Source organism: Escherichia sp. WS1152, assembly GCF_046487665.1.
Classification (GTDB): Bacteria; Pseudomonadota; Gammaproteobacteria; order Enterobacterales; family Enterobacteriaceae; genus Escherichia; species Escherichia coli.
Map to the genome: position 1 here is coordinate 518053 of NZ_JBJQJA010000001.1, position 26108 is coordinate 544160.

Sequence of the window (26108 nt, forward strand, 5' to 3'; positions counted from 1 at the left end):
AATTAGCTCGTTGCCTCTTGTTACTATTGTTCATTATTTTGTTTGCTATAATTGTTTGAAAGTTTTGACAGGATTGCCATTAGTAGCATGAACAATAGTAATAATCTGGATTATTTCACTCTCTATATCATCTTTTCCATTGCATTTATGCTGATCACCCTCCTGGTCATTCTTATTGCAAAACCCAGTACCGGGCTGGGAGAAGTGCTTGTGACGATAAATTTGCTTAATGCCCTTGTTTGGCTGGCGATCAATCTGGTTAATCGGTTAAGGGAAAGACTCGTCAGCCACAGGGATCAGCAATAATCTTTCAGTTTCTCACTGTCAGTATGCGGCTGAATGGGGTGCTGACAGTGAACGCCTGGATCATTGAAGGAAAGGAATTATTGCGCAAATAGTTGTCAACCCTGGTGTTATCACAGTTGTTTTTATATATCATTGAAATAATTTCTATGGCAACTATCAATGATTGTGATGTCGAAGAGTTATTTGTTAAACAAAATCGTCACCTCAAAGTGATCAATGTCATGAAAATAAGGTGAAAAATGATAATGCCGACTTATTTATCATTTATATATTGTCGCTGTTTATCTATTTAAATTTCTTGTGCTTTTGTTTTTGTCTTTACCCTCCGTTTTGGTAATCTGAACTCATAGGTTATTTGACCAGGAATGTTTGTTAATCCAATGAATGGATGGTTAATCTATGAAACTGAAAAAAATCCCCGGGTTTAGTTTGGGACTTATTGCTCTGGCGGTGGGTAATGCATATGCAACACAATTGTTGGATGATTATAGTATAATTTCCTATATAACCGATGAAGAATCGCCGATTCAAATCAAAGATAATACTTTGAAAAGTAATGAAGAATATCTAACCACTGAAGACGAAAGCCATGCTGTGAAAGTGGATGACGGTGTAACTAGATATATAAATAATGCCAGTGTGATGACTAGTGGTGATGGATCTTATGGTATTTCTGTTGATAGTCAAAACAAAGTATTATATATAAGCGATAGCGATATTAAGACCTCTGGAAGCGTATCTAACAAAGAAAATAACCAAGATGTTAATGGAGGGATAACAGCCAGCGCAGTAGTCAGTGAATTTGGTGGCACCATCGTTATGAATGGTGATAATTTAGTCGAGACGGGGGGGGCATATTCAGCGGGACTTTTAAGTCAGGTTAATGATTCTGGAAATGTGGAAAATAACACTCGTCTTGAAACCATAGATAAAACGATCATTGTTACCTCTGGGGAAAATGCAGTAGGTGTTCTTGCATGTTCAAGTCCTGGAGAGTCTCGAACATGTGTCGATGCTGTAGATGATGAAGTTAGTGATTCTAACAGTTACGAAGTTATTAGCCGTGCTGATTTAAAAATGAATGGTGGTTCCATAACAACTAATGGCATTAATAGCTATGGTGCTTATGCTAATGGGAAAAAAGCATATATTAATTTAGATTATGTGGCACTTGAAACTGTGGCTGATGGAAGTTATGCAGTTGCTATTCGACAAGGTAACATTGATATAAAAAATAGTTCTATTACAACAACAGGCACTAAAGCCCCCATTGCAAAAATATACAATGGTGGAGAGTTATTTTTTTCCAATGTCACCGCGGTATCAGTAAAAGATAAAGGAATATCAATTGATGCATCAAATATCGATTCTCATGCCAAAATAGCACTATCAAGTGTTGAACTTTCAAGTGCTTTGGATAGTATTGATGTTAACAAAACTACAACGAATTTAAGCATCCTTAATCGAAGTATTATCACGCCTGGTAATAATATTCTGGTTAATAATACTGGGGGTGACTTAAACATAATTTCGTCCAACTCTACTCTAAATGGAGCGACTAAACTCGTTAGCGGCACAACCACGCTGAAGCTTTCAGAAAACACAATCTGGAATATGAAAGATGACTCCGTTGTTACCCATCTGACTAATTCAGACAGTATTATCAATCTTTCGTATGATGATGGTCAAACATTTACCCAAGGAAAAACATTAACTGTAAAAGGTAATTATGTCGGTAATAATGGTCAGCTTAATATCCGCACCGTATTAGGTGATGATAAATCGGCTACGGACAGACTTATTGTTGAGGGTAATACTTCGGGTTCAACTACCGTCTATGTGAAAAATGCTGGAGGAAGCGGCGCGGCCACGCTAAACGGGATCGAACTCATAACTGTGAATGGCAATGAATCTCCAGCAGATGCCTTCAGACAAGGTGATGCAAGGATTGCAGCTGGAGCTTTCGAATATCAACTAAAACAACAAGGCAAAAACTGGTATTTGACAAGTTATCAGTCAGTGAATGAGGAGGATAACAGCTCAGAGGGAAATTCAGAATCAACAGAAACGCCTACCCCCGTCCTGCGCCCCGAAGCTGGAAGTTACGTCGCTAACCTGGCAGCCGCTAACACTCTTTTTGTTATGCGTCTGAACGATCGTGCAGGTGAAACGCGTTACATCGATCCTGTAACTGAACAGGAGCGTTCAAGCCGACTTTGGCTACGTCAAATTGGCGGACATAATGCCTGGCGTGACAGCAACGGACAGTTGAGAACGACCTCGCATCGCTACGTCTCGCAGTTAGGGGCCGATCTGTTAACCGGTGGTTTTACCGACAGTGACAGTTGGCGTTTGGGAGTGATGGCTGGTTATGCCCGCGACTACAACTCAACTCATTCCAGCGTGTCGGATTATCGTTCGAAAGGGAGTGTCAGAGGCTATAGCGCAGGGCTGTATGCCACCTGGTTTGCCGATGACATCAGTAAAAAAGGCGCATACATTGACGCCTGGGCGCAATATAGCTGGTTTAAAAACTCCGTGAAAGGGGATGAATTAGCCTATGAATCCTATAGCGCGAAAGGCGCAACCGTCTCGCTGGAAGCGGGTTACGGCTTTGCCCTGAATAAATCCTTTGGTCTGGAAGCGGCGAAATATACGTGGATCTTCCAGCCACAGGCACAGGCTATCTGGATGGGCGTCGATCATAATGCGCATACGGAAGCCAATGGCTCACGTATTGAGAATGACGCAAATAACAACATCCAGACCCGACTTGGTTTCCGCACCTTTATTCGTACTCAGGAGAAAAACAGCGGTCCGCACGGTGACGACTTTGAACCTTTTGTTGAAATGAACTGGATCCATAACAGTAAAGATTTTGCTGTCTCAATGAACGGTGTGAAAGTCGAACAAGACGGGGCGCGTAATCTGGGGGAAATTAAACTTGGCGTAAATGGCAATCTGAATCCGGCGGCCAGTGTCTGGGGTAATGTGGGCGTGCAGCTGGGTGATAATGGCTACAATGACACCGCAGTGATGGTGGGCCTGAAATATAAGTTCTGATCCCCGTTAGCTAAAATACCGCGTCGAATTCATCGACGCGGTAACATATTAAATATTATTTTTTGCCGATAGCACGCATGGTGTCATCAATTGCCGTGATCAACAGCATTTGCGGGTCTTTAGCGCAAACCTGATTCAGTTTTTCTACCACTTTGGCGCTCAGTTCCGGAGATTGCTCAATTTTTAAATCACGGCTGGCAACGCTGGCATTACCCATTACCGCAACAATTTCTGCAACCTGTGCGCTGTCAGTTTTTGCCATTTCGTTGGCTTCTGCGCAAGTAATATAGGTTTCTGACGGCAAACCGTTTTTAATATTGTAGTCCTGCGCCCAGGTCATTGGTGCGAAAACAAACAGGCCCGCCAGTAAAGCAAATTTTTTCATCATCATTCCTTATTTCATTTTACCCAGAATTGCACCACCCGTACCGCCAATCACGGCACCTTTAATCGCCCCTTCGAGGCCATTGCCGGTCAGAACGCCAGTGACAGCACCAACGGCGGCACCCACTTTTGCACCTTTACGTGCATTTTTACCGTCGCGGCCTTTTTCTGTTACTGCACCAACACCAGCGCCAACAGCTGCACCTTTCAGTACGCCATTAACACCATTGCCAGTAAGTAATCCAACGCCTGCGCCTAGCAATGCACCTTTCGTGGTGCGGTTCATATCCGCCATCGCTGGCGTGGAGCAGAACAATGCTGAGATAAGCCCGAAGGCAAGTATTTTTTTCTTCAACTTAGATGTCCGGTATTAAGTAAGTTGCACACACAATAATTTCGTCTTCAATTAAGATCTGCTTAACTAAAGAACGCTCGCTATTATTCAGATAATTCAAAATGAGCGTGACGGTGATGATAGGAATTATGTTTTTTACGTGAATGAGAATAATCTTAAATGAGGAATAACTCATTGATTGACAATATTTTTATTCAAGAAGTGTCATTGACTGTTAACGCAATGTTGTAAAGGTAAGATAATCTGATTTATCAATATTATTGTGTGATTTTTATGTGAGCAGAAGATATTCATCAGCAACGATTACATTAGTCATTTTATTTTGCCGACGGCCTCATTGTCGAAAAATAAGCATACGACAATATTATCAGAAAAGAATAATTTTTATCCAACCATACTTCAGCACACTGCGTTTAAAAAATGCCTCTTTCTTATGCGGGATATCATCATTTCATCATGATGTCTTTGATAAGCGGTGAACACAATATTCTTGCGCTGCCTCTTCTTCAGGATAAATCCCCTGGTCTGGTGCCTGATGGCTGATGTTGCAGCCGAGCTAAGGTCACTTAGACGCTACTATCATTTATCCAATGGCATGGAATCGAAATCAGTCGATACCCGCAGTATATATCGTGAACTGGGTGCAACGCTGAGTTACAACATGCGCCTGGGGAACGGTATGGAAATGAACCCTGGCTGAAGGCGGCTGTGCGCAAAGAATTTGTCGATGATAATCGGGTGAAAGTGAATAGTGACGGTAATTTTGTCAATGATTTGTCGGGCAGACGTGGAATATACCAGGCAGGTATTAAAGCCTCATTCAGCAGTACGTTAAGCGGGCATCTCGGGGTGGGGTATAGCAACGGTGCCGGTGTGGAATCCCCGTGGAACGCGGTGGCTGGTGTGAACTGGTCGTTCTGACCACCAACGATTAAACTGCGCTTCGGCGCAGTTTTCGTTTACAGGATGTTGAAAGAGAAAATTCTGGGGCAAAAAAAGCCCGCCAGTTACGGCGGGAAACCTCATCCTATGGGAGAACAATGAATAATGAAATTGCGGGGTTATCATCTCCCAGTATATCCACACTAACAATAAGGTTATTTACTCAACCAGGCATAAACATTTTGTTCTGTGCGTGGGAACAGCCTTAAGGTGTAAAGAGGGAGGTGGAAATAGCAATGAGGAGTATCAGCAAGAATACTCGCCGCTTTACCACAACGTCGATGAGAGGGATGAAAAACTCAAGGCAGAGATGACTCTGCCTTGAAGATAAATGCGCTTTTACAGCGGGCCTATTTCAGCTCTTCTGCTTCCGGCAAGGTCACGTTCAGCTCAAGAATAGAAATATCGCCATCTTTTTGCTCAAGCTGTACGGTTACCATCTCAGGATCAATTTGTACGTATTTACAAATGACCTCAAGAATATCTTTACGCAACTGCGGCAGATAATGCGGTTCTGCATCGCTGCGACGGCGTTCAGCAACAATAATCTGCAGCCGTTCTTTTGCAATGTTGGCTGTGTTTTTCTTCCGCGAGAGAAAGAAATCGAGTAATGCCATAACTTATCCTCCGAACAAGCGTTTGAGGAAGCCTTTCTTCTCTTCTTCAATGAAGCGGAAAGGACGTTCTTCTCCCAACAGACGTTCTACGGTATCTGCGTAGGCTTTACCCGCATCGGCGTTAATGTCGAGAATGACCGGTTCACCCTGGTTAGAGGCGCGCAATACTGATTGATCCTCTGGGATCACGCCGACGAGTTTGATGCGCAGGATCTCCAGCACATCTTCCATGCTCAGCATGTCACCTCTGCTTACGCGGCCTGGGTTATAGCGCGTTAACAGCAGGTGCTCTTTAATAGGCTCTTCGCCATTTTCTGCGCGGCGTGATTTTGACGCCAGAATGCCTAAAATACGGTCAGAGTCGCGTACTGAGGAGACTTCCGGGTTGGTGGTAATAATGGCTTCGTCTGCAAAATAGAGTGCCATTAACGCACCGGTTTCAATCCCTGCCGGGGAGTCACAAACGATAAATTCAAAATCCATCGCTTTCAGATCATCAAGAACTTTAGCGACCCCTTCACGGGTGAGGGCATCTTTATCGCGTGTTTGCGATGCCGGCAGAATATAGAGATTTTCAGTACGCTTATCTTTAATTAACGCCTGATTTAGCGTTGCATCGCCCTGAATGACGTTGACGAAATCGTAAACGACCCGGCGTTCGCAACCCATAATCAGGTCGAGATTACGCAGGCCGATATCAAAATCTATCACGACAGTTTTCTTTCCCTTCTGGGCCAAACCAGTGGCGATGGCCGCGCTGGAGGTTGTCTTACCAACACCCCCTTTGCCCGAAGTAACAACAATAATGCGTGCCATAGAAATTCCTTGTTAAAAAGGGATCAATTTAACGGTTGAACGGTCAAAGCGTTTTCGACTAACTGCAGTCGCGCCGCTTTGCCATAAAATTCTGCTGGGATTTGATCACTCAGCCAGTATTCACCTGCGATGGACACCAGTTCCGCCATCAGGTTCGTACAAAATATTTGCGTTTCCCGGTCACCACTTGCCCCTGCCAGCGCACGACCGCGCATCATGCCATAGACATGAATGTTACCATCGGCAATTAATTCGGCCCCAGCGCTAACGTGGCTTGTAACAATCAGATCACATTGTGGAGCATAAATACGCTGACCGGAACGCACCGGGGTATCTATTAAACGCGTTTTTGTGACCGGCGTTGTATTTTGCGCTGGAGCCTGCGGTGCGGGAGCTGGACGTGGCGCTTTTTCCTTTCCTTCCGTCAGGATAGGCAGCCCCATTTTTTCAATTTCGGCTTTAAGTTGCGCATCTTTGCAGCCACTTACGCCAATAACCCGCAAACCGGTTGCCGAAACCGCCTTATGCATCGCTGACCAGTTTACCGGGTCTTCCAGTGCACTGACGTTGAGTACAACGGGGGCATGTTTTAAAAATGCGGGGGCCTGAGCGATTTTGTCTTCCAGCGCCTGATGGATAACCTTAGGTTCTGCCTCATGCAGATGAACCACAGATAAAGTGAAGCTACTGCCTTTAAGCTCGATTGGCGTGTTTGACATCCTGGCCTTACTCAATTAGCTATTAATCATCGCCAGCGCGCGATGATGTTCCGAAGACTATAAGGCATGTTATAGTCTGGATTATATTGAGGCAAGTCACCCTCCCATTTATTCAGAGTAAAAGTCTATTCTGTGATAAATGGCGCTGATTCATAGCTTAAAAAATACCCTTGTCAATCAACCCATTGCCGTCGTACTTTTGATTGTTCTTATTTACGCTTCCTTTTTCCGCACCCTAATCGTGACAGCATCTTTAGACCTGTTTAAATATCCAGTATTGAGGCAAGTGTATTTTTTCACCATGCCAGGCTTTCTTAACTTTCCATTTTTTGCAGCATCATTAAAGAACAGATACCCGTTATCTTAATATCCGCCACAGAATTGCTCTATCATAGAAACCGCAGAAGACGTCTGATACTTCTGTCAGGTCATCGTAACTCGTCCAGGTCAGCTGTTTTGATTACGGATTGATGATGAAATGAGCATAAGTGTTGTACGGTTGGATTATCAGGATGTGCTATGAATATGATGCGTATTTTTTATATCGGATTGTCAGGTGTGGGGATGATGTTCTCATCAATGGCGTCTGGAAATGACGCTGGCGGACTTCAATCTCCGGCGTGCGGCGTTGTTTGCGACCCGTATATTTGTGTGAACTCAGATGGCATTTCCCCAGAGTTAACAAGGAAATATCTCGGCGAAAAAGCCGCTGAAAACTTACAATCATTACAAGGCTACGATCCCAGCGAATTTACATTCGCTAACGGTGTATTTTGCGATGTTAAAGAAAAATTATGTCGTGATGATCGTTATTTTGGTGTGGATGGTAAGCGGAGTGGAAAAATCAATCAAACCACCACAAAGATGTTATTTATGTGTCGTGAGTGATGCCTTGTTTACATTATGTTCTATTCGGCATTGTCTGCTATTCGTCATTAACCTCTTGAGCGACAGAGAGGAGTGGGGCGTTAACGTTTATGACGGGGAGAGTCCCCGTCGGTTGACATTTACTTAATTTGAATATCGACGTTATATTTTTTAGTTTTGTTTTTACGGGCGTCGTTTCGGGTTTGCAGCACTCGCAGCTCATATTTGCCAGAAGCAGGGAGTGAGTATTGTCCGTGACTATCGAGTTCTGGGGAATATCTGGATAAATCAACAGAATCATCGATTCCTGGCCCGAAGAGGTAAGTATCAGCGCCTTCATTAGAGATACTCACATGCACTTTCTGACCTTTTTTGGCATAGAAGGTATATGTATCGTAATCGTATCCCTTTATTTCGCCGGAGTACTGAGCGCTGCTATGGCCTTTTCTGAACTCAACATTGACATTCTTACCCGCAGCAAAGCTCGTGGAGGTTAGCAGTGCAAGCAGCAATACAGCCTTACTGATGCTCTTGATTTTCATTGGTAGTCTCCTGTTCAGAATGAGTACGATGAACTGTTATAATATAACAATCCCTTACGGGGGAATTCCAGTGGCTTTCCTGCGTTCGGTAAAATCCCGTCGCGGCATTTTTGCCGGGGGGATTACTTATAAAGGGGGCATGGACTCAACAAACCGTAGAAATCTACAGCTGGCTGGCTTGTGGCGCGGGTTTCATTGATGTTAGCTTATGCCAAAACCTGGCATCTTAAAGAGTAAAAGTATGTTTTGTGTGATTTATCGAAGCAGCAAGCGTGACCAGACCTATTTATATGTCGAAAAAAAAGACGATTTTTCGCGTGTTCCTGAGGAATTGATGAAAGGTTTTGGTCAGCCTCAGTTAGCGATGATTCTGCCGCTGGATGGGCGGAAGAAACTGGTCAATGCCGATATTGAAAAGGTTAAACAGGCATTAACCGAGCAAGGTTACTATTTGCAGTTACCGCCACCACCCGAAGATTTGCTGAAGCAACATCTTTCCGTCATGGGGCAGAAAACAGACGACACTAACAAATAACCGATATCCGGCGGTGGCATTATCTTTGTCGGCGCGGGTTTTCATATCCACGATAAGGTGAGGGGAACGTTATGTATCAACATCACAACTGGCAAGGTGCGCTGCTGGATTATCCGGTGAGTAAAGTAGTTTGTGTTGGCAGTAACTATGCCAAACATATTAAAGAGATGGGCAGCGCAGTGCCCGAAGAGCCAGTGCTGTTTATTAAACCAGAAACGGCACTGTGCGATCTGCGGCAGCCATTGGCGATCCCATCCGATTTCGGTTCAGTTCATCATGAAGTCGAACTGGCGGTGTTGATTGGCGCGACGCTGCGTCAGGCTACGGAAGAGCATGTCCGCAAAGCCATTGCCGGTTATGGCGTGGCGCTCGATCTGACATTGCGTGATGTTCAGGGAAAAATGAAGAAAGCCGGGCAGCCGTGGGAAAAGGCTAAAGCGTTTGATAACTCTTGTCCGCTTTCCGGGTTTATTCCCGCGGCGGAATTCACCGGCGATCCGCAAAATACAACGCTGGGCCTGAGCGTAAACGGCGAACAACGCCAGCAAGGTACGACTGCGGACATGATCCATAAAATCGTTCCGCTGATCGCTTATATGAGCAAGTTTTTTACCCTCAAGGCCGGTGACGTTGTGCTGACAGGCACGCCTGATGGCGTCGGCCCGTTGCAAAGCGGTGATGAGCTGACAGTCACTTTCGATGGGCATTCTTTGACAACTCGCGTTTTGTAATACTTTTTGCCGCCTGAAAGCGGCGGCAAAACTTGCATCGCTGTGCCAGACTGGTTATAAGGTGCGTTTTAACGTAATGGCGGAACACCTGATGAGCGATGTACCTTTCTGGCAAAGTAAAACCCTGGACGAAATGAGCGATGCGGAATGGGAGTCGTTGTGTGATGGTTGCGGTCAGTGTTGCCTGCATAAACTGATGGATGAAGACACCGACGAAATCTACTTCACTAACGTCGCCTGTCGCCAGCTCAATATTAAAACCTGTCAATGTCGGAACTACGAACGTCGTTTCGAGTTTGAACCCGACTGCATTAAATTAACCCGTGAAAATCTGCCAACATTCGAATGGCTGCCAATGACCTGCGCTTATCGTTTGCTGGCGGAAGGTAAAGATTTACCTGCGTGGCATCCGCTGCTTACTGGTTCGAAAGCGGCAATGCATGGTGAACGTATCTCTGTGCGTCATATCGCAGTGAAAGAATCAGAAGTGATTGACTGGCAGGATCATATCTTAAATAAACCTGACTGGGCGCAGTGATAAATTTAATAGATGTTGATGGGGGCTTTCTTAATATACGTCTGGATGCTCGCCATTTCGTAGCCCTGTTTTTGAAAGCGCTCTGTCATAATGAGAGTTACCCGATACCTTATTATCAACAGGTAACTCTCAATCTTTAAAAAACGTCTGTATTTTTAAATGTGATAAACTTTATACCTTGAGTACATGGAGAGAATAATCGCTGATCAGACTTCAGGTACCTCAAAGAGTGTCTTTTTACCGTGTCTTTTCTGATACTCATTACAGGTGTTAATCATTTTTTTGGCCGCTTCTTTTAGCAAAGAAAGCATTAAATCATCATAATCAACATAGAATCTGGTTGTTTCAGTTTCCGTTTTTATCTCCCCGATGGCGGCTATTTCGGTGGTTAATTTCAATTTGGCGGCATCGATATCTTTATTCGCTTGTTTAACCGTGTTAGACAGGGTGGTAAAGAAACTCTGCACAGATTTTAACTTGTTCTTCAATTCTGGGATCAGTTTCCCTTCAACTACGCCCGCGGCAATAGAATAGGAAATGATTAATCCAAATGGACCGGCGACGACACCGGCTGCGGCACCGGCATACGCTTCCTTCCTGATTTTATCTACCTGTGACTGGAAATAGCTGCTTTTTTCTGAAAAATCATTGGTTAACTGGCTATCTAACGCCAGCAGTTTCCCGGAAGCGTTGTTGAAACTTTGTGAGCTTACCAGCAGGGATTTTTGCGCTTCATTCAGCTTCGTGATGCCGTCATCCAGTACCTTAATGAGAATGTCTTTCTGGGCGGATGCTTTCTTCTCATTGTACTCATCAAATAGCAAAATATACGCTGCGAGCAATTGCGTCGCAACACCACACCATTCATACACTGTTTGGGTTGCTTCAAAATACTTATCCTGGCTATCCATAAGTAAGGTTTTAATATCGCCAACTAAAACGGAGGCTGCCTGTGAATACTCCTGTTTAAAGCGACTTAACTCTTTTATGGTTTCATCAAAGGTCTGCCAGGGGATGACCTGATCGAGATATTTATTATAAAGATCCAATGCTCCATCTGCGGTTTCGATTGCGTTTTTAACTACCTCTACCGTTTTATCTGCAACGATTTCAGTCATAATCATTCGCCTCTTTAAATATATAAATTGTAATGAAACTCCTGTTTTACAACTATTAATGAATTTTACTTCATCTAATTCATAGTTAGCCGGGAGAGATGCGTCAATGTCTTTATTTCTATTAATATGATAAATATCAAACAATGTTTAATGTCATTATGGCGAATGCTTCTATTCTATTTTTTAGCCGGGTGATATTTTTCATTTCTGCTGGATGAGCGTCGTCGCCAGAAGGCCGCGTGAGCACAGGATAAGAGAACGAAAAATCAGCAGTCTATGCAGCGACAAATATTGATAGCCTGAATCAGTATTGATCTGCTGGCAAGAACAGACTACTGTATATAAAAACAGTATAACTTCAGGCAGATTATTATGTTGTTTATCAAGCCTGCGGATCTCCGCGAAATTGTGACTTTTCCGCTATTTAGCGATCTTGTTCAGTGTGGCTTTCCTTCACCGGCCGCAGATTACGTTGAACAGCGCATCGATCTGAATCAACTGTTGATCCAGCATCCCAGCGCGACTTACTTCGTCAAAGCAAGTGGTGATTCTATGATTGATGGTGGAATTAGTGACGGTGATTTACTGATTGTCGATAGCGCTATTACCGCCAGCCATGGTGATATTGTCATCGCTGCTGTTGACGGCGAGTTTACGGTGAAAAAATTGCAACTACGCCCGACGGTACAGCTTATTCCCATGAACAGCGCGTACTCGCCCATTACCATCAGTAGTGAAGATACGCTGGATGTCTTTGGTGTGGTGATCCACGTCGTTAAGGCGATGCGCTGATGTTTGCCCTCTGTGATGTAAACGCGTTTTATGCCAGCTGTGAGACGGTGTTTCGCCCTGATTTATGGGGTAAACCGGTGGTTGTGCTATCGAATAATGACGGTTGCGTTATCGCCCGAAACGCTGAGGCAAAGGCGCTTGGCGTTAAAATGGGCGATCCCTGGTTCAAACAAAAAGATCTGTTTCGTCGCTGTGGCGTGGTTTGCTTTAGCAGCAATTATGAGCTTTACGCAGACATGAGCAATCGGGTGATGTCGACGCTGGAAGAACTATCGCCCCGCGTCGAGATTTACAGTATTGATGAGGCATTCTGCGATCTGACAGGTGTGCGTAATTGTCGCGATCTGACTGACTTTGGCAGAGAAATTCGCGCAACGGTGCTACAACGTACCCATCTTACTGTTGGTGTGGGGATCGCCCAGACCAAAACGCTGGCTAAGCTTGCCAATCATGCGGCAAAAAAATGGCAGCGGCAGACGGGTGGGGTGGTGGATTTATCAAATCTGGAACGCCAGCGTAAATTAATGTCTGCTCTCCCCGTGGATGACGTCTGGGGGATTGGACGGCGGATCAGCAAAAAACTGGACGCGATGGGGATCAAAACCGTTCTCGATTTGGCGGATACAGAGATCCGGTTTATCCGTAAACATTTTAATGTCGTGCTCGAAAGAACGGTGCGTGAACTGCGCGGTGAACCCTGTTTGCAACTGGAAGAATTTGCACCGACAAAGCAGGAAATTATCTGTTCCCGCTCGTTTGGTGAACGCATCACGGATTATACGTCGATGCGGCAGGCCATTTGTAGTTACGCTGCCCGGGCGGCGGAAAAAATTCGCAGTGAGCATCAATATTGTCGGTTTATCTCCACATTTATTAAGACGTCACCATTTGCGCTCAATGAACCTTATTACGGCAATAGCGCGTCGGTAAAACTGCTGACGCCCACTCAGGACAGCAGGGATATCATTAACGCCGCTACGCGATCTCTGGATGCCATCTGGCAAGCGGGCCATCGCTACCAAAAAGCGGGCGTGATGCTGGGGGATTTCTTCAGTCAGGGAGTCGCGCAGCTCAATTTATTCGATGACAACGCACCGCGCCCCGGGAGTGAGCAATTGATGACGGTAATGGATACACTGAATGCTAAAGAGGGCAGAGGAACACTCTATTTTGCCGGGCAGGGGATCCAGCAACAATGGCAGATGAAGCGAGCCATGCTTTCACCACGTTATACAACGCGAAGTTCTGATTTACTGCGGGTCAAATAAATATAGCGGCAGGAAAAAAGCGCTCCCGCAGGAGCGCCGAATGGATTAGCGACCGAACAGATCACGTTTTTTCGCTTTAAACGGCTGGGAAATCACCACCAGCACTGCGACAATCAGGTAAGCGATAAAAATACCGAGCAGCCACTGCGGCATTTCCAGACCTAAAAAATCCCACTGACGCTCGGCGCAATCGCCAGAGGCGACAAACACTTGCGGCACCCATTTATCCAGCGGCAGCCATTCCGGGAAACGAACCATAAAATCACAGGTCGCAAACGGCGAAGGATAGAGCTGAAGCATGGTGTGCTCGTAAGTTAACTGCACACCGCGGAACGCACTATACAACCAGATAACCATCGCTACATAACGCAGTGGCGTTTTTGGAGCGATCGCGCCAATCAGCGCAGCACCCAGAACGCCGAATAACGCGCAGCGTTCATAAATACAGAGCACGCAAGGTTTCAGTAACATCACATGCTGGAACCACAGCGCCGTCAGTTCCAGTGCCAGAGCAGTAAACGCCATCAACAGCCACGCGCCCCGGCCTTGTGAACATTGGTTCAAAAATCGCAACATAATCATTTCCCTGCAATATGCATAGAGTGCGCAGTTTAAACCAATTCATTCGCTGCGCCACCAGGAGGCAGCAAAAATAGGACGCAATTGGACAATTATCGGGCGAAAAGGCAAACCGGGCATTTATATGCCCGGTAAGTTGTTATCAAAGCGTTGCTATCCAGCCCATTTGCATAAACCATTCGGTTACAGGGGCAAGCGTAAACTCGACGCAGAGCAGTCCGACGAGTGTCAGGACGAGGGTGTAAGGCAAGGCCATCCACACCATGCGGCCATAAGAGAGGCGAATCAATGGCGCGAGTGCAGAGGTCAGCAGGAACAGGAACGCAGCCTGACCGTTCGGCGTAGCGACAGAGGGCAGATTGGTACCGGTATTAATGGCGACCGCCAGCAGCTCGTATTGCTTCAACGTGATAGCGCCACTTTCCATTGCCGCTTTCGCTTCGTTGATATAAATCGTCCCCACGAAGACGTTATCCGAAATGGATGACAGCAGACCGTTGAAAATATAGAACAGCGACAGCTGAGCATGTTCCGATGCCTGCAACACAAACTGAATAATCGGCGAAAACAGTTGTTGGTCGATAATCACCGCGACTACCGAGAAAAACACCGTCAACAGTGCGGTGAATGGCAGAGATTCGGTGAAGGCTTTACCTATAGCATGTTCATCGGTGACACCGGTCAATGATGTTGCCAGAATAATGACTGACAAACCAATCAAGCCAACTTCCGCCAGATGCAACGCCAGCGCAGTCACCAGCCAGACGCCAATAATCGCCTGGACAATCAGACGGATTTTATCCTGACGGGTACGCTGGTGGCGGCTTTGATCGTCAAACTGTTGCAACACTTCGCGGACTTTCTCCGGCAGCGTTTCACCGTAGCCAAACCAACGCAGCTTCTCTACCAGCAGGCAGGTTAACAGGCCACAAATCAGAACCGGAACGGTCACCGGCGACATGCGCAGGAAGAAATCGCCAAAATGCCAGCCAGCCGCTTTAGCGATGATCAGGTTCTGTGGTTCGCCCACCATGGTCATTACGCCGCCTAATGCGGTGCCGACACCGGCATGCATCATCAGGCTACGCAGAAAGCCACGGAACTGTTCCAGAACTACTTTGTAATGCTTGTCGATATGACTATCGTCTTGCAGGTCGGTGTCTTCGGTACGGGAAGAGGCTACGCGATGATAAATACCATAAAAACCGACTGCAACGCTGATCACCACCGCCACGACGGTTAAGGCATCGAGGAACGCGGAGAGGAATGCTGCCGCCACGCAAAAAGAGAGCGACAGCAGCATTTTGGAGCGAATGCTTAACAGCAAACGGGTAAATATGAACAGCAACAGCTGTTTCATAAAATAGATACCCGCCACCATAAACATCAATAACAGCAAGACTTCAAGATTTGCCGCCACCTCTTCACGGACGTGTTCCGCGCTGGTCATGCCGATGAATACCGCTTCGATAGCCAACAGACCACCGGGGAGTAGCGGGTAGCATTTCAGGGCCATCGCCAGAGTGAAAATAAATTCCGCTACCAGCAACCAGCCAGCGACGAAAGGGCTGATGAGGAAAATTAACGGATTTACGATTAAGAAAATGATGAGGGCGAGTTTGTACCAGTCGGGGGACTGGCCCAAAAAATTGCGCCATAGCGCGCGGCCCCAGGAGATCTCCATGATGGTTTCCCTTACCTTACAAATAATCAATGATGTTTTTATGTTTAAACGCAAAGCTTAACGGTCAGGCAGGAGTGAGGCAAGTCTTGATAGTCAAGGGGAAAGAGATGCGGAAAATGAAGCCTTGATCCCTTTTTTCTTCTTTTTGTCTGCTATCAGCGTAGTTAGCCCTCTGGTATGATGAGTCCAACTTTGTTTTGCTGTGTTATGGAAATCTCACTATGGTCATTAAGGCGCAAAGCCCGGCGGGTTTCGCGGAAGAGTACATTATTGAAAGTATCTGGAATAACCGCTTCCCTCCCGGGACTATTTTGCCCGCAGAACGTGAACTTTCAGAATTAATTGGCGTAACGCGTACTACGTTACGTGAAGTGTTACAGCGTCTGGCACGAGATGGCTGGTTGACCATTCAACATGGCAAGCCGACGAAGGTGAATAATTTCTGGGAAACCTCTGGTTTAAATATCCTTGAAACACTGGCGCGACTGGATCACGAAAGTGTGCCGCAGCTTATTGATAATTTGCTGTCGGTGCGTACCAATATTTCAACTATTTTTATTCGCACCGCGTTTCGTCAGCATCCCGATAAAGCGCAGGAAGTGCTGGCTACCGCTAATGAAGTGGCCGATCACGCCGATGCCTTTGCCGAGCTGGATTACAACATATTCCGCGGCCTGGCGTTTGCTTCCGGCAACCCGATTTACGGTCTGATCCTTAACGGGATGAAGGGACTGTATACGCGCATTGGTCGTCACTATTTCGCCAATCCGGAAGCGCGCAGTCTGGCGCTGGGCTTCTACCACAAACTGTCGGCGTTGTGCAGTGAAGGCGCGCACGATCAGGTGTACGAAACAGTGCGTCGCTATGGGCATGAGAGTGGCGAGATTTGGCACCGGATGCAGAAAAATCTGCCGGGTGATTTAGCCATTCAGGGGCGATAATCCCTTCCGTTTAAAAAACAAACCCCTCAAACGAGGGGTTTTTGTTGTTTTTACAGATTTCCCATTCTCGGCGGGCAACGTTCCAGCAACTCGACGCTGCCGTCTTCGTTTTGCTGTTCCAGCATCACATCAAATCCCCACAGGCGATGCACATGCTTCAGTACTTCTTTGCGCCCCCGATCCAGCGGTGCGCGATTATGTGGAATGTAACGCAGTGTCAGCGAACGGTCGCCGCGCAAATCCACGTTCCAGATCTGAATATTCGGCTCCAGATTACTTAAGTTATATTGCGACGATAACCGGTTACGGATCTCCCGATAACCCTCTTCATTATGAATAGCGGAAATCTCCAGATAATTATGCCGATCATCATCCAGCACGGTGAAGAAGCGGAAATCACGCATCACTTTCGGTGACAGGAACTGGCTGATAAAACTCTCATCTTTGAAATCACGCATCGCGAAATGCAGCGTTTCCAGCCAGTCGGAACCGGCGATATCCGGGAACCAGTATTTGTCTTCTTCCGTTGGCGACTGACAAATCCGTTTAATATCCTGGAACATGGCGAACCCGAGGGCATACGGGTTGATGCCGCTGTACCACGGGCTGTTATAGGGCGGCTGGAAGACCACATTGGTGTGGCTGTGCAAAAACTCCAGCATAAAACGTTCCGTTACTTTCCCTTCATCATACAGATGGTTAAGGATGGTGTAGTGCCAGAAGGTCGCCCAGCCTTCGTTCATCACCTGAGTCTGTTTTTGCGGATAAAAATACTGGCTCACCTTACGCACAATACGCAGGATTTCACGCTGCCATGATTCCAGCAGCGGCGCATTTTTCTCCATAAAATAGAGCAGGTTTTCTTGTGGCTCGGACGGATAGCGGCGCGCTTCAGCAACCGTTTTCTCTTCCTCGCGCTTCGGCAGGGTACGCCAGAGCATATTGACCTGACTTTGCAGATACTCTTCGCGACTTTTCTGCCGGGCTTTCTCTTCTTGCAGCGAGATTTTTTGCGGGCGTTTGTACCGGTCCACGCCGTAGTTCATCAGCGCGTGGCACGAGTCCAGAAGCCGTTCTACTTCATCAACGCCATAGCGCTCTTCGCACTCGGTAATATATTTACGGGCAAAAATCAGATAATCGACAATCGAACTGGCGTCGGTCCAGCTACGGAATAAGTAATTGTTTTTGAAGAAAGAGTTATGCCCATAGCAGGCATGAGCCATCACCAGCGCTTGCATGGTAATGGTGTTCTCTTCCATCAGGTAAGCGATACACGGGTTAGAGTTAATGACGATTTCATAGGCCAGTCCTTGCTGACCGTGCTTATACAGCCGTTCAGTCTCGATAAACTTTTTACCGAATGACCAGTGCGGATAGTTAATTGGCATGCCGACGCTGGAGTAGGCATCCATCATCTGTTCTGAGGTTATCACTTCAATCTGGTGCGGGTAGGTATCCAGCCGGTAGAGTTTCGCCACCCGGTCTATCTCTGCCAGATAAACATCCAGCAGGTCGAACGTCCAGTCGGGTCCATCGCTCAAACGAGTGGTGTCCTTATTCATAGAATCGATCGTCGCCATACGCGCACCTCATTGTTGTCGGCGCTCTCTGTGTGGAGCACCTCATTTCAAGCATAGAACACCTGTTAAAAACCGCGTCGCCGGAGAATTTTTTTCTTTGCGATTTCTTATTATCAGAGTGCCACTAATCCGCTTCTGAACGGAATTTTATGCTGGATAAAAAGGGCGTTCAGCAGGAGATACTAAAGACGCCATATTGCCGCAGAGTCAGGGAGATGTGAGCCAGCTCACCATAAAAAAGCCGTATGTTGAATAATATTTTCAACTGAGTTATCAAGATGTAATTAGATTATTATTCTTTTACTGTATCTACCGTTATCGGAGTGGCTATGCGAGTTGTCATACTGGGAAGTGGTGTGGTAGGCGTTGCCAGCGCCTGGTACTTAAATCAGGCAGGACATGAGGTCACCGTCATTGATCGGGAGCCGGGGGCCGCCCTGGAGACCAGTGCCGCGAATGCCGGGCAAATCTCCCCCGGATATGCTGCACCGTGGGCGGCACCAGGTGTGCCTTTAAAAGCGATCAAATGGATGTTCCAGCGCCATGCGCCGCTGGCAGTTCGTCTCGACGGTACGCAGTTCCAGTTGAAATGGATGTGGCAAATGTTACGTAACTGCGACACCAGCCACTACATGGAAAACAAAGGGCGGATGGTGCGTCTGGCGGAATACAGCCGTGATTGCCTGAAAGCATTGCGCGCCGAAACCAATATTCAGTATGAAGGGCGTCAGGGTGGGACGCTGCAACTGTTCCGTACCGAACAACAGTATGAAAATGCGACCCGCGATATCGCCGTGCTGGAAGATGCCGGCGTACCGTATCAGCTGCTGGAATCCAGCCGCCTGGCGGAAGTGGAGCCCGCGCTGGCAGAAGTGGCGCACAAACTGACGGGCGGCCTGCAGTTACCCAATGATGAAACCGGAGACTGTCAGCTATTTACCCAGAATCTGGCGCGGATGGCGGAGCAGGCGGGGGTTAAATTCCGCTTTAATACGCCCGTTGACCAACTGCTTTGCGACGGCGAGCAAATCTACGGCGTGAAGTGTGGCGATGAAGTGATTAAGGCCGATGCGTATGTGATGGCGTTTGGTTCTTACTCGACGGCGATGCTCAAAGGCATTGTTGATATTCCGGTGTATCCGCTGAAAGGCTACTCGCTGACTATTCCAATTGCGCAGGAAGATGGTGCGCCAGTATCCACCATTCTTGATGAAACCTACAAAATCGCCATTACCCGTTTCGATAACCGCATTCGTGTTGGCGGAATGGCGGAAATTGTTGGTTTTAACACCGAGCTGTTGCAACCGCGTCGTGAAACGCTGGAAATGGTGGTTCGCGATCTCTATCCACGCGGCGGTCATGTCGAGCAGGCGACTTTCTGGACGGGTCTGCGCCCGATGACGCCAGACGGTACGCCGGTTGTCGGGCGTACACGCTTTAAAAATCTGTGGCTGAATACCGGTCACGGCACGCTCGGCTGGACGATGGCTTGCGGTTCCGGTCAGTTGTTAAGCGACCTGCTCTCTGGTCGCACACCAGCGATCCCATATGAGGATCTAAGCGTAGCGCGCTACAGCCGTGGATTTACGCCATCACGTCCGGGCCATTTACATGGCGCACACAGCTAAGGAAACGAGATGACCCGTCCGATACAGGCCAGCCTCGATCTGCAGGCATTAAAACAGAATCTGTCCATTGTCCGCCAGGCCGCGCCGCACGCGCGCGTCTGGTCGGTGGTAAAAGCGAACGCTTACGGGCATGGTATTGAGCGTATCTGGAGCGCGCTCGGGGCCACCGATGGCTTTGCATTGCTTAACCTGGAAGAGGCAATAACGTTACGTGAGCGCGGCTGGAAAGGACCGATCCTGATGCTGGAAGGATTTTTCCATGCTCAGGATCTGGAGATTTATGACCAGCACCGCCTGACCACCTGCGTACACAGCAACTGGCAGCTCAAAGCACTGCAAAATGCGCGGCTAAAAGCACCGTTGGATATTTATCTTAAAGTGAACAGTGGGATGAATCGGTTGGGCTTCCAGCCCGATCGCGTGCTTACCGTCTGGCAGCAGTTGCGGGCAATGGCGAATGTTGGCGAAATGACCCTGATGTCGCATTTTGCCGAGGCGGAACATCCTGATGGAATTTCCGGCGCGATGGCGCGTATTGAGCAGGCGGCGGAAGGGCTGGAGTGTCGGCGTTCGTTGTCCAATTCGGCGGCGACTCTGTGGCACCCGGAAGCGCATTTTGACTGGGTTCGGCCTGGCATTATTTTGTATGGCGCTTCGCCGTCCGGTCAGTGGCGTGATATCGCCAATACCGGATTACGTCCGGTGATGACGCTAAGCAGTGAGATTATTGGTGTCCAGACGCTAAAAGCGGGCGAGCGTGTGGGCTACGGCGGTCGCTATACTGCGCGAGATGAACAGCGAATCGGCATTGTCGCCGCAGGATACGCCGACGGTTATCCGCGCCATGCGCCTACCGGCACCCCTGTTTTAGTGGACGGCGTGCGCACCATGACGGTGGGGACAGTCTCGATGGATATGCTGGCGGTCGATTTAACGCCTTGTCCGCAGGCGGGTATTGGTACGCCAGTTGAGCTGTGGGGCAAGGAGATCAAAATTGATGATGTCGCCGCCGCTGCCGGAACGGTGGGCTATGAGTTGATGTGCGCGCTGGCGCTACGTGTCCCAGTTGTGACGGTGTAACTTGTTGTAAGCCGGATCGGAGGCAACGTCTTTTGGTTGCAAAAAAATCATCCATCCGGCTGGTCAGCAACTGTTGCCGTTAATGTGACAGAGCCATTTCCAATGATAGTGTCCATTAAAATGATGGACACTATTTCCCCGGAACCTGAACTCACCGCACAGGCGTTCTACATAAAACGCTTACGCTTCATTGTTGACTCGGAATCGACTTCAGATAAATCACGCTTCACCCTTGATGCAGATTCGGGTTCATGTTCAGAATGTTGATTAACAGGCTGCGAGTCCTGTTGTCTTTCCAGACTCAACAGGCCCAACTGCTGATTCAGGAGTTCCAGGTCCTCCTGTACCTTCACGCGCTCCAGGAGTTCCGGGTCATCCAGGAACTCCAGATCCATAAGGTCATCCAGGTCCTCCAGCTCCTCCAGTCCCTCCAGGTCAATCTGGCCTTCCTTGCGCAAAAAGTCTAAAAGGTCCTCCAGGCCCTGCTGGTTTTTCAGGCCCTCGACGGCTTTGAGCAGCGTCGGTAAATTGTCTTTGTCCCAAGGGTTACCATTACAGTCAAACACCTTCAGGCTCTGGGGCTGCGGCACCCGTACAGTTTTAAACTGATTTTCTCCACAGTAGTATATGATTAGTTTGGGCGGCAGCCGTGGTGAAGAGATCAAATCGTTACTAGAACAGTCAAATACCTTCAGGCGAGTCAAGTTCTCAAGCACCTCATCAGGTATTGAGTTAATATTGTTGCCAGCACAGGACAGTTTATACAGGTACTGGGGCATCGACGGCGGTAAAAATTGCAAGAAGTTTTCAGAACAGTTAATCACTCTCAGGTTAGTCGACAGCTCAGGCAGCCAGATAATATAGTTTTCATAGCACTTCAGTACCATCAGTTTCGGGGGCTGCACCTTCGGTAACAAGATCAAAAAATTCTCCATACATTCAAGCACTCTCAGCCCCTTTGGCATTACCTCCGGTAAGGCGGTCAACACGTTTCTACTGCAGTTAAATTCAATCAGATGTGGAGGCAAATTTTCAGGGAGTGAAGTCAGTCCAAGGTTGCTAAGATCGAGCATACTCTGTCTTGTTATGAGACATTCCTTCATTCTGCGCAATGCTTCTGCCCGGTCTTCAATCTGGCTTGCTGACTGGTTTTCTTCCAGGATATCTTCCTTGATTTCTTTCAGTCTTTCTTTCAGGTCTTCTTGGGGAATTTCTGACTGTTTGTTTTGCCGGTTTTCTTCCAGGACGTCGTGCAGTTTTTTTTGCAGGTTTTCTTGCAAACCTTCCCGCTCCATAGCCCATTGGCACCATTCGGCGACCATCATGAACTCGTTATGTTGCGGATTCAGGGGAGTCCCCAACGTGATGATGGTATTGTTGTCCACCTGTATGTTCACTTTGCCCGCGATACTGAGGTCAATGATCTGCCAGGGGGCATCACCCCAGCTGAATTTTTGCGGGCTGAGATACTTCATGTTCTGCAAAATTTGATTCTTGAGTTCCACCGACAGGAAGAGCCGCCTTGGCGGGCGTCGTACGCCTGTGTTAACGGAAGATGGGGGAATAGCGGGGGCGAATGGGCAGATGTCTTTAAAGCTAGCCATAATGCTACGTATCCTTGAAATAAATATCCTCTGGCAGCGCCGGAGACGTGAATGTGGTCACCGCAAAGGAGCCACAGGACGTCATTTGCGCTGATATAACTACTCATCGTTGACTTTTTCCCTGGTCAGAAATGCCGTGTCGGGTCTGGTACATGCTGTATTACGGCCCAGGCAGCTCTGACGTAATAAAGAAAATACGAGAGCGAACGACCCGGAAATAATCGTTATTAAGCAAAGGAATAACTATAAGAAATCGCTCATGCATCCGGTGCTACAGGCGGATGAAACGCCACTACAGATACAGAGCAGGCTGAAACGCGTATTGTGTGGGCTACGCCAGTGCGGCAGGTTGCGTGGGGGAATATGTTCAGGCGATGTCAGGCTGGGGCCCCTGATGGTTGACGGGGATACCGGTAATGCGGGGCTGGTTATTCTTCACCTGTTGCAGTCGGAAGAAGCCATTACGCTGACTTTCTTGAGCCGGTGTTTTGAGTTTATTGGCCAGAGCCTGCAATGGTTTGTCATCCATAATTTAACCTTCTTCTGATGTTGGAATGTGCATATCAAAATCAGGAAATGACAAGTTTATATACAGGCTCAGGCTGCGTTAAGCAAAGCATCGTAACCGGCGATAGATGCTGCATTAAATTTAAGATTCAGCTTCCTCTTCAGCCACTCGAACGCCAATCTTCAACACTTCATTATCTTCTTTCTCGGCCACCGTCCAGATCATTCCGGCAAACTCTACCTGGTCACCGACAACCGGTGCCGCGCCTAACAACTGCTGGACAATTTCACCCAGCGTTTGCTGTTTATCACGATATTCTCGCCCGTCTTCCAGGCCATATATCAGCGCAACATCAGCATATTTGGCGCTGGCTTCGAGAATGAAGTCACCAAAGAAGCGTTGATCCAGCGCGACCGGTGGCGACTGGCTGAACAGTTTACCGAGCGCCGGGAGATCGCGTTCCCGACCAATTACACACAATACATCGCCTTCGCGCAGTCGGGTGCTGCCGGTAGGATGAAGCAACTGGTTATCACGAAACAGTGCTGCAATACGCGTCTCTTTTGGCATATGCAAATCGCGCAGTGCCGCACCTACACACCATTTATCAGCACTCAATTGATAAACAAACTGCTCCCACGGATTTTCCGGATGAATATCCAGGCCAACGCGTGACACCGGACGTCCGACGGGCGGAACCACCACTTTGGCTTTTTTCGCCGCCCACGAGAGTGATGTTCCCTGCAAGAGCAGTGAAACCAGAACCACAAAGAAGGCGACATTAAAGAACAGTCGCGCATTCTCCAGCCCCGCCATCATCGGGAACACGGCCAGGATGATTGGCACCGCGCCGCGTAATCCCACCCAGCTGATAAACACGCGCTCACGCAGATTAAAACCACGGAACGGTAGCAATCCGGCAAATACCGAAAGAGGACGGGCGAAGAAAATCATCCATGCGGACAAAATGAGCGCCGGAATGGCAATAGGCAGCAGATCGCTTGGGTTAACCAACAGCCCCAGCACCAGGAACATGGCGATTTGCGCCAGCCAGGCGAGGCCGTCGAAATTTTGCAGGATGCCGTAGCGGTTGCGAATCGGCCGATTACCCAGCAGAAAACCGCACAGATAAACAGCCAGAATACCGCTGCCTTCCAGCGCCGTGGTTAAAGCAAAAATTAAAATACCGCCGCTTAATGCCAGCAATGGATATAAACCGGCGGGCAGGGCGATGCGATTAATCATTTGCAGCAGTAAATAACCACCGCCAAGACCGATGACAATCCCGAGGCCAAATTGCTGCAGAATATCGACCACGAACATCCAACTGACACTGCTTTCATGCTGCTGGATCATCGCAATCAGGGTAATCGTCAGAAAGACCGCCATTGGATCATTACTGCCGGATTCAATTTCCAGCGTCGAGCCAACACGTTCGTTAAGCCCCTTACCACCCAGCAGAGAAAAGACCGCTGCAGCATCGGTGGAGCCGACGATAGCGCCGATTAATAAGCCTTCAATCAAATCAAGATTAAACAGCCACGCCGCCATCATGCCGGTTAAACCAGAGGTGATAAGTACGCCCAGCGTCGCCAGCGACAGCGCCGGTCCTAACGCCACACGAAAGGAACTGGCCTGAGTGCGCATCCCGCCGTCGAGCAAAATAATCGCCAGCGCCAGGTTACTTACCATGTAGGCGAAGGGGTAATTATCAAACGGGATACCGCCGACGCCATCGACTCCCGCCAGCATGCCGATCGCCAGAAAAATAACCAGAATAGGAATGCCAAGACGGGAAGAAAATGAACTAAGTAATATACTGCTGGTGACAAGGATGGATCCTAAGATGAAAAGGCTAATTATTGTTGTGGCATCCAACGGTCGGTTACTCCTGATTACGCTGTCTCTTATATAAACCCTACCATATTAGCGGCAGAGACAGCGTTTTACTTAGCCCTGAAGCGTGATTTTTTTACATTTTAAGAACAGGATGACCGCTAATCGTCAACTGAGTGCCTTCATGGGTGTTATTAAGCATGGCATGTGCGCCCAACGGCAGCGTAACCGTGCGTTGTTCATGACCAAAATCGAGGCCGGTAATGAGTGGAATCGACAGGCGGGAACGCAGAAACGCGTACACTGACTCCAGGTTGTAACCTGCGTCATAATCATTGGGCGTGCTGCCGCTAAAGCTACCGAGAATAATCGCCTTCTGACGTGGCAAAATTCCAGCATGATAGAGCTGCAACAGCATACGTTCGACGCGGAAAGGGTGCTCGTTAATATCTTCCAGCACCAGAATACCGTTCTCAATTTGTGGCATCCACGGTGTACCGATCAGTGAAATCAGCATCGCAAGATTGCCTCCCCACAACGTGCCTTCGGCCCGACATGTCGGGCCTTCCCCTTGCCATTCAATGGTGAAGGTTTCATTGCGTAACGCCAGCCAGAAATGGTGCTCGGTAAAGGCGTTTAGTTCATCCGCGCCAAAGTTTGCTACCAGCATGGGGCCGCTAAAGGTGATGACATTGCCTTGCGCCAGAAGACCGCACTGAATGGCGGTAAAATCGCTATGCCCGCATATGAGCAACGGGTCATATTGTTGGCGAGCCACCAGTGCCTGCCAGTCAATATCTGCCAGTAAACGACTGGCACCGTAACCGCCGCGTACAGCCAGCACGATGGTGTTGGGGGTGGTCAGTCTGGCAAGGGAATTGAGATCTTCCAGACGCTCCGTTTCCGTACCCGCAAAACGCTCACAACGACGGGCAATAACCTCGACGTTATTGACTTGATGCCCCGCGTTGGTAAGGCGCTGGATACCACGCAGCGCGGCGTGCTGTTTAATGCAGTAACCCGATGGGGCAATTAAGTGAAACAGAGACATGGCAATTCCTTGCTGACAACA

27 protein-coding genes and 2 pseudogenes are annotated in these 26108 nt (G+C 48.0%); 14 read left to right on the top strand and 15 right to left on the bottom strand.

Annotated features, from left to right (window positions below):
* Positions 1–87: 87 nt before the first annotated feature.
* Both ymgF and ycgH read left to right on the top strand, forming a co-directional pair.
* Positions 88–306 (top strand): cell division-associated protein YmgF, encoded by a 219-nt coding sequence (ymgF, locus tag ACJHW7_RS02435; protein ID WP_001299921.1) that lies wholly within the window; start codon positions 88–90, stop codon positions 304–306.
* Positions 307–705: 399 nt separating this feature from the next.
* A complete protein-coding gene (gene ycgH, locus ACJHW7_RS02440; protein WP_021556715.1) occupies positions 706–3369 on the top strand; it encodes an autotransporter YcgH in 2664 nt (887 codons plus the stop codon).
* A gap of 55 nt (positions 3370–3424) precedes the next feature.
* On the opposite strand, the gene ACJHW7_RS02445 is transcribed toward ycgH, so the two are convergent.
* Genes ACJHW7_RS02445 through ymgI form a run of 3 tightly spaced genes read right to left on the bottom strand, consistent with a single transcriptional unit; the run spans position 3425 to position 4283 of the window.
* Positions 3425–3760, bottom strand: a complete 336-nt coding sequence (locus ACJHW7_RS02445; protein ID WP_000979977.1) for a YmgD family protein — start codon at positions 3758–3760, stop codon at positions 3425–3427.
* 3 nt (positions 3761–3763) lie between these two features.
* A complete protein-coding gene (locus tag ACJHW7_RS02450; protein WP_000726974.1) occupies positions 3764–4108 on the bottom strand; it encodes a YMGG-like glycine zipper-containing protein in 345 nt (114 codons plus the stop codon).
* Position 4109: 1 nt separating this feature from the next.
* Positions 4110–4283 carry a protein YmgI gene (gene ymgI, locus ACJHW7_RS02455; protein WP_000122465.1) on the bottom strand — a complete coding sequence of 58 codons (174 nt, stop codon included), beginning with the start codon at positions 4281–4283 and terminating at the stop codon, positions 4110–4112.
* A 100-nt stretch (positions 4284–4383) separates the two neighbouring features.
* On the opposite strand from ymgI, the pseudogene ACJHW7_RS02460 reads away from it, so the two are divergent.
* From ACJHW7_RS02460 to ACJHW7_RS02470, 3 genes and pseudogenes are all read left to right on the top strand, one after another.
* A pseudogene (locus ACJHW7_RS02460) lies at positions 4384–4568 on the top strand (hypothetical protein).
* Positions 4529–4651 carry an ATPase gene (locus ACJHW7_RS02465; protein WP_071781262.1) on the top strand — a complete coding sequence of 41 codons (123 nt, stop codon included), beginning with the start codon at positions 4529–4531 and terminating at the stop codon, positions 4649–4651. Before ACJHW7_RS02460 ends, ACJHW7_RS02465 begins: the two are co-directional and overlap by 40 nt.
* A gap of 34 nt (positions 4652–4685) precedes the next feature.
* Positions 4686–5029: pseudogene (locus ACJHW7_RS02470) on the top strand (autotransporter outer membrane beta-barrel domain-containing protein); the annotation flags it as partial.
* A 371-nt stretch (positions 5030–5400) separates the two neighbouring features.
* Here the strand turns inward: ACJHW7_RS02470 and minE are convergent.
* The 3 genes from minE to minC are packed head-to-tail and all read right to left on the bottom strand — an operon-like array spanning position 5401 to position 7202.
* Positions 5401–5667 (bottom strand): cell division topological specificity factor MinE, encoded by a 267-nt coding sequence (minE, locus tag ACJHW7_RS02475; protein ID WP_001185665.1) that lies wholly within the window; start codon positions 5665–5667, stop codon positions 5401–5403.
* Positions 5668–5670: 3 nt separating this feature from the next.
* Positions 5671–6483: a septum site-determining protein MinD gene (gene minD / locus ACJHW7_RS02480; protein ID WP_000101055.1), complete on the bottom strand. Its 813-nt coding sequence runs from the start codon at positions 6481–6483 to the stop codon at positions 5671–5673.
* Positions 6484–6506: 23 nt separating this feature from the next.
* Entirely contained in the window at positions 6507–7202 is a 696-nt protein-coding gene (gene minC, locus ACJHW7_RS02485; RefSeq protein ID WP_000072536.1) for a septum site-determining protein MinC, read from the bottom strand.
* Between the two features lie 519 nt (positions 7203–7721).
* On the opposite strand from minC, the gene ACJHW7_RS02490 reads away from it, so the two are divergent.
* On the top strand, positions 7722–8090 hold the full coding sequence (locus ACJHW7_RS02490) for a YcgJ family protein (protein ID WP_001056840.1): 369 nt from the start codon (positions 7722–7724) through the stop codon (positions 8088–8090).
* A 119-nt stretch (positions 8091–8209) separates the two neighbouring features.
* Here the strand turns inward: ACJHW7_RS02490 and pliG are convergent, their stop codons facing one another.
* Positions 8210–8611, bottom strand: coding sequence for a g-type lysoyme inhibitor PliG (gene pliG / locus ACJHW7_RS02495; protein ID WP_000695220.1), 402 nt, complete (start codon positions 8609–8611; stop codon positions 8210–8212).
* Between the two features lie 241 nt (positions 8612–8852).
* Between pliG and ACJHW7_RS02500 the strand changes: the two genes are divergently transcribed.
* From ACJHW7_RS02500 to ACJHW7_RS02510, 3 genes are all read left to right on the top strand, one after another.
* Positions 8853–9146, top strand: coding sequence for a YcgL domain-containing protein (locus ACJHW7_RS02500; protein WP_001295992.1), 294 nt, complete (start codon positions 8853–8855; stop codon positions 9144–9146).
* 71 nt (positions 9147–9217) lie between these two features.
* Positions 9218–9877, top strand: a complete 660-nt coding sequence (locus tag ACJHW7_RS02505; RefSeq protein WP_000284277.1) for a fumarylacetoacetate hydrolase family protein — start codon at positions 9218–9220, stop codon at positions 9875–9877.
* A 91-nt stretch (positions 9878–9968) separates the two neighbouring features.
* Positions 9969–10415 (top strand): YcgN family cysteine cluster protein, encoded by a 447-nt coding sequence (locus tag ACJHW7_RS02510; protein WP_001306825.1) that lies wholly within the window; start codon positions 9969–9971, stop codon positions 10413–10415.
* A gap of 206 nt (positions 10416–10621) precedes the next feature.
* On the opposite strand, the gene hlyE is transcribed toward ACJHW7_RS02510, so the two are convergent.
* Positions 10622–11533 (bottom strand): hemolysin HlyE, encoded by a 912-nt coding sequence (gene hlyE, locus ACJHW7_RS02515; RefSeq protein WP_001306826.1) that lies wholly within the window; start codon positions 11531–11533, stop codon positions 10622–10624.
* Positions 11534–11905: 372 nt separating this feature from the next.
* Here hlyE and ACJHW7_RS02520 point away from each other — a divergent pair, with 372 nt between their 5' ends.
* Positions 11906–12325: a translesion error-prone DNA polymerase V autoproteolytic subunit gene (locus tag ACJHW7_RS02520; RefSeq protein ID WP_000897378.1), complete on the top strand. Its 420-nt coding sequence runs from the start codon at positions 11906–11908 to the stop codon at positions 12323–12325.
* Positions 12325–13593 (top strand): DNA polymerase V catalytic protein, encoded by a 1269-nt coding sequence (gene umuC, locus ACJHW7_RS02525; protein WP_021556717.1) that lies wholly within the window; start codon positions 12325–12327, stop codon positions 13591–13593. Before ACJHW7_RS02520 ends, umuC begins: the two co-directional genes overlap by 1 nt.
* A 45-nt stretch (positions 13594–13638) precedes the next feature.
* Here the strand turns inward: umuC and dsbB are convergent, their stop codons facing one another.
* A complete protein-coding gene (dsbB, locus tag ACJHW7_RS02530) occupies positions 13639–14169 on the bottom strand; it encodes a disulfide bond formation protein DsbB (RefSeq protein WP_000943459.1) in 531 nt (176 codons plus the stop codon).
* Positions 14170–14314: 145 nt separating this feature from the next.
* Entirely contained in the window at positions 14315–15856 is a 1542-nt protein-coding gene (gene nhaB, locus ACJHW7_RS02535) for a Na(+)/H(+) antiporter NhaB (protein ID WP_000406391.1), read from the bottom strand.
* Between the two features lie 221 nt (positions 15857–16077).
* Here nhaB and fadR point away from each other — a divergent pair, with 221 nt between their 5' ends.
* On the top strand, positions 16078–16797 hold the full coding sequence (fadR, locus tag ACJHW7_RS02540; RefSeq protein WP_000234823.1) for a fatty acid metabolism transcriptional regulator FadR: 720 nt from the start codon (positions 16078–16080) through the stop codon (positions 16795–16797).
* 50 nt (positions 16798–16847) lie between these two features.
* Here the strand turns inward: fadR and ACJHW7_RS02545 are convergent, their stop codons facing one another.
* On the bottom strand, positions 16848–18380 hold the full coding sequence (locus ACJHW7_RS02545; RefSeq protein WP_000190855.1) for a SpoVR family protein: 1533 nt from the start codon (positions 18378–18380) through the stop codon (positions 16848–16850).
* A 329-nt stretch (positions 18381–18709) separates the two neighbouring features.
* Between ACJHW7_RS02545 and dadA the strand changes: the two genes are divergently transcribed.
* Together dadA and dadX are read left to right on the top strand one after the other, a co-directional pair.
* Entirely contained in the window at positions 18710–20008 is a 1299-nt protein-coding gene (gene dadA / locus ACJHW7_RS02550) for a D-amino acid dehydrogenase (protein WP_001266908.1), read from the top strand.
* 9 nt (positions 20009–20017) lie between these two features.
* A complete protein-coding gene (gene dadX, locus ACJHW7_RS02555; protein WP_000197829.1) occupies positions 20018–21088 on the top strand; it encodes a catabolic alanine racemase DadX in 1071 nt (356 codons plus the stop codon).
* Between the two features lie 167 nt (positions 21089–21255).
* Here dadX and ACJHW7_RS02560 read toward each other — a convergent pair whose 3' ends face one another.
* The 4 genes from ACJHW7_RS02560 to ldcA all read right to left on the bottom strand — a co-directional run bounded on the left by ACJHW7_RS02560 (position 21256) and on the right by ldcA (position 26087).
* Positions 21256–22692: a hypothetical protein gene (locus ACJHW7_RS02560; protein WP_021556719.1), complete on the bottom strand. Its 1437-nt coding sequence runs from the start codon at positions 22690–22692 to the stop codon at positions 21256–21258.
* A 367-nt stretch (positions 22693–23059) separates the two neighbouring features.
* Positions 23060–23221: a hypothetical protein gene (locus tag ACJHW7_RS02565; RefSeq protein ID WP_001312759.1), complete on the bottom strand. Its 162-nt coding sequence runs from the start codon at positions 23219–23221 to the stop codon at positions 23060–23062.
* A 120-nt stretch (positions 23222–23341) separates the two neighbouring features.
* Positions 23342–25078 carry a potassium/proton antiporter gene (locus tag ACJHW7_RS02570; protein WP_000340206.1) on the bottom strand — a complete coding sequence of 579 codons (1737 nt, stop codon included), beginning with the start codon at positions 25076–25078 and terminating at the stop codon, positions 23342–23344.
* A gap of 94 nt (positions 25079–25172) precedes the next feature.
* Positions 25173–26087 (bottom strand): muramoyltetrapeptide carboxypeptidase, encoded by a 915-nt coding sequence (gene ldcA, locus ACJHW7_RS02575; RefSeq protein ID WP_040234682.1) that lies wholly within the window; start codon positions 26085–26087, stop codon positions 25173–25175.
* Between the last annotated feature and the right edge of the window lie 21 nt (positions 26088–26108).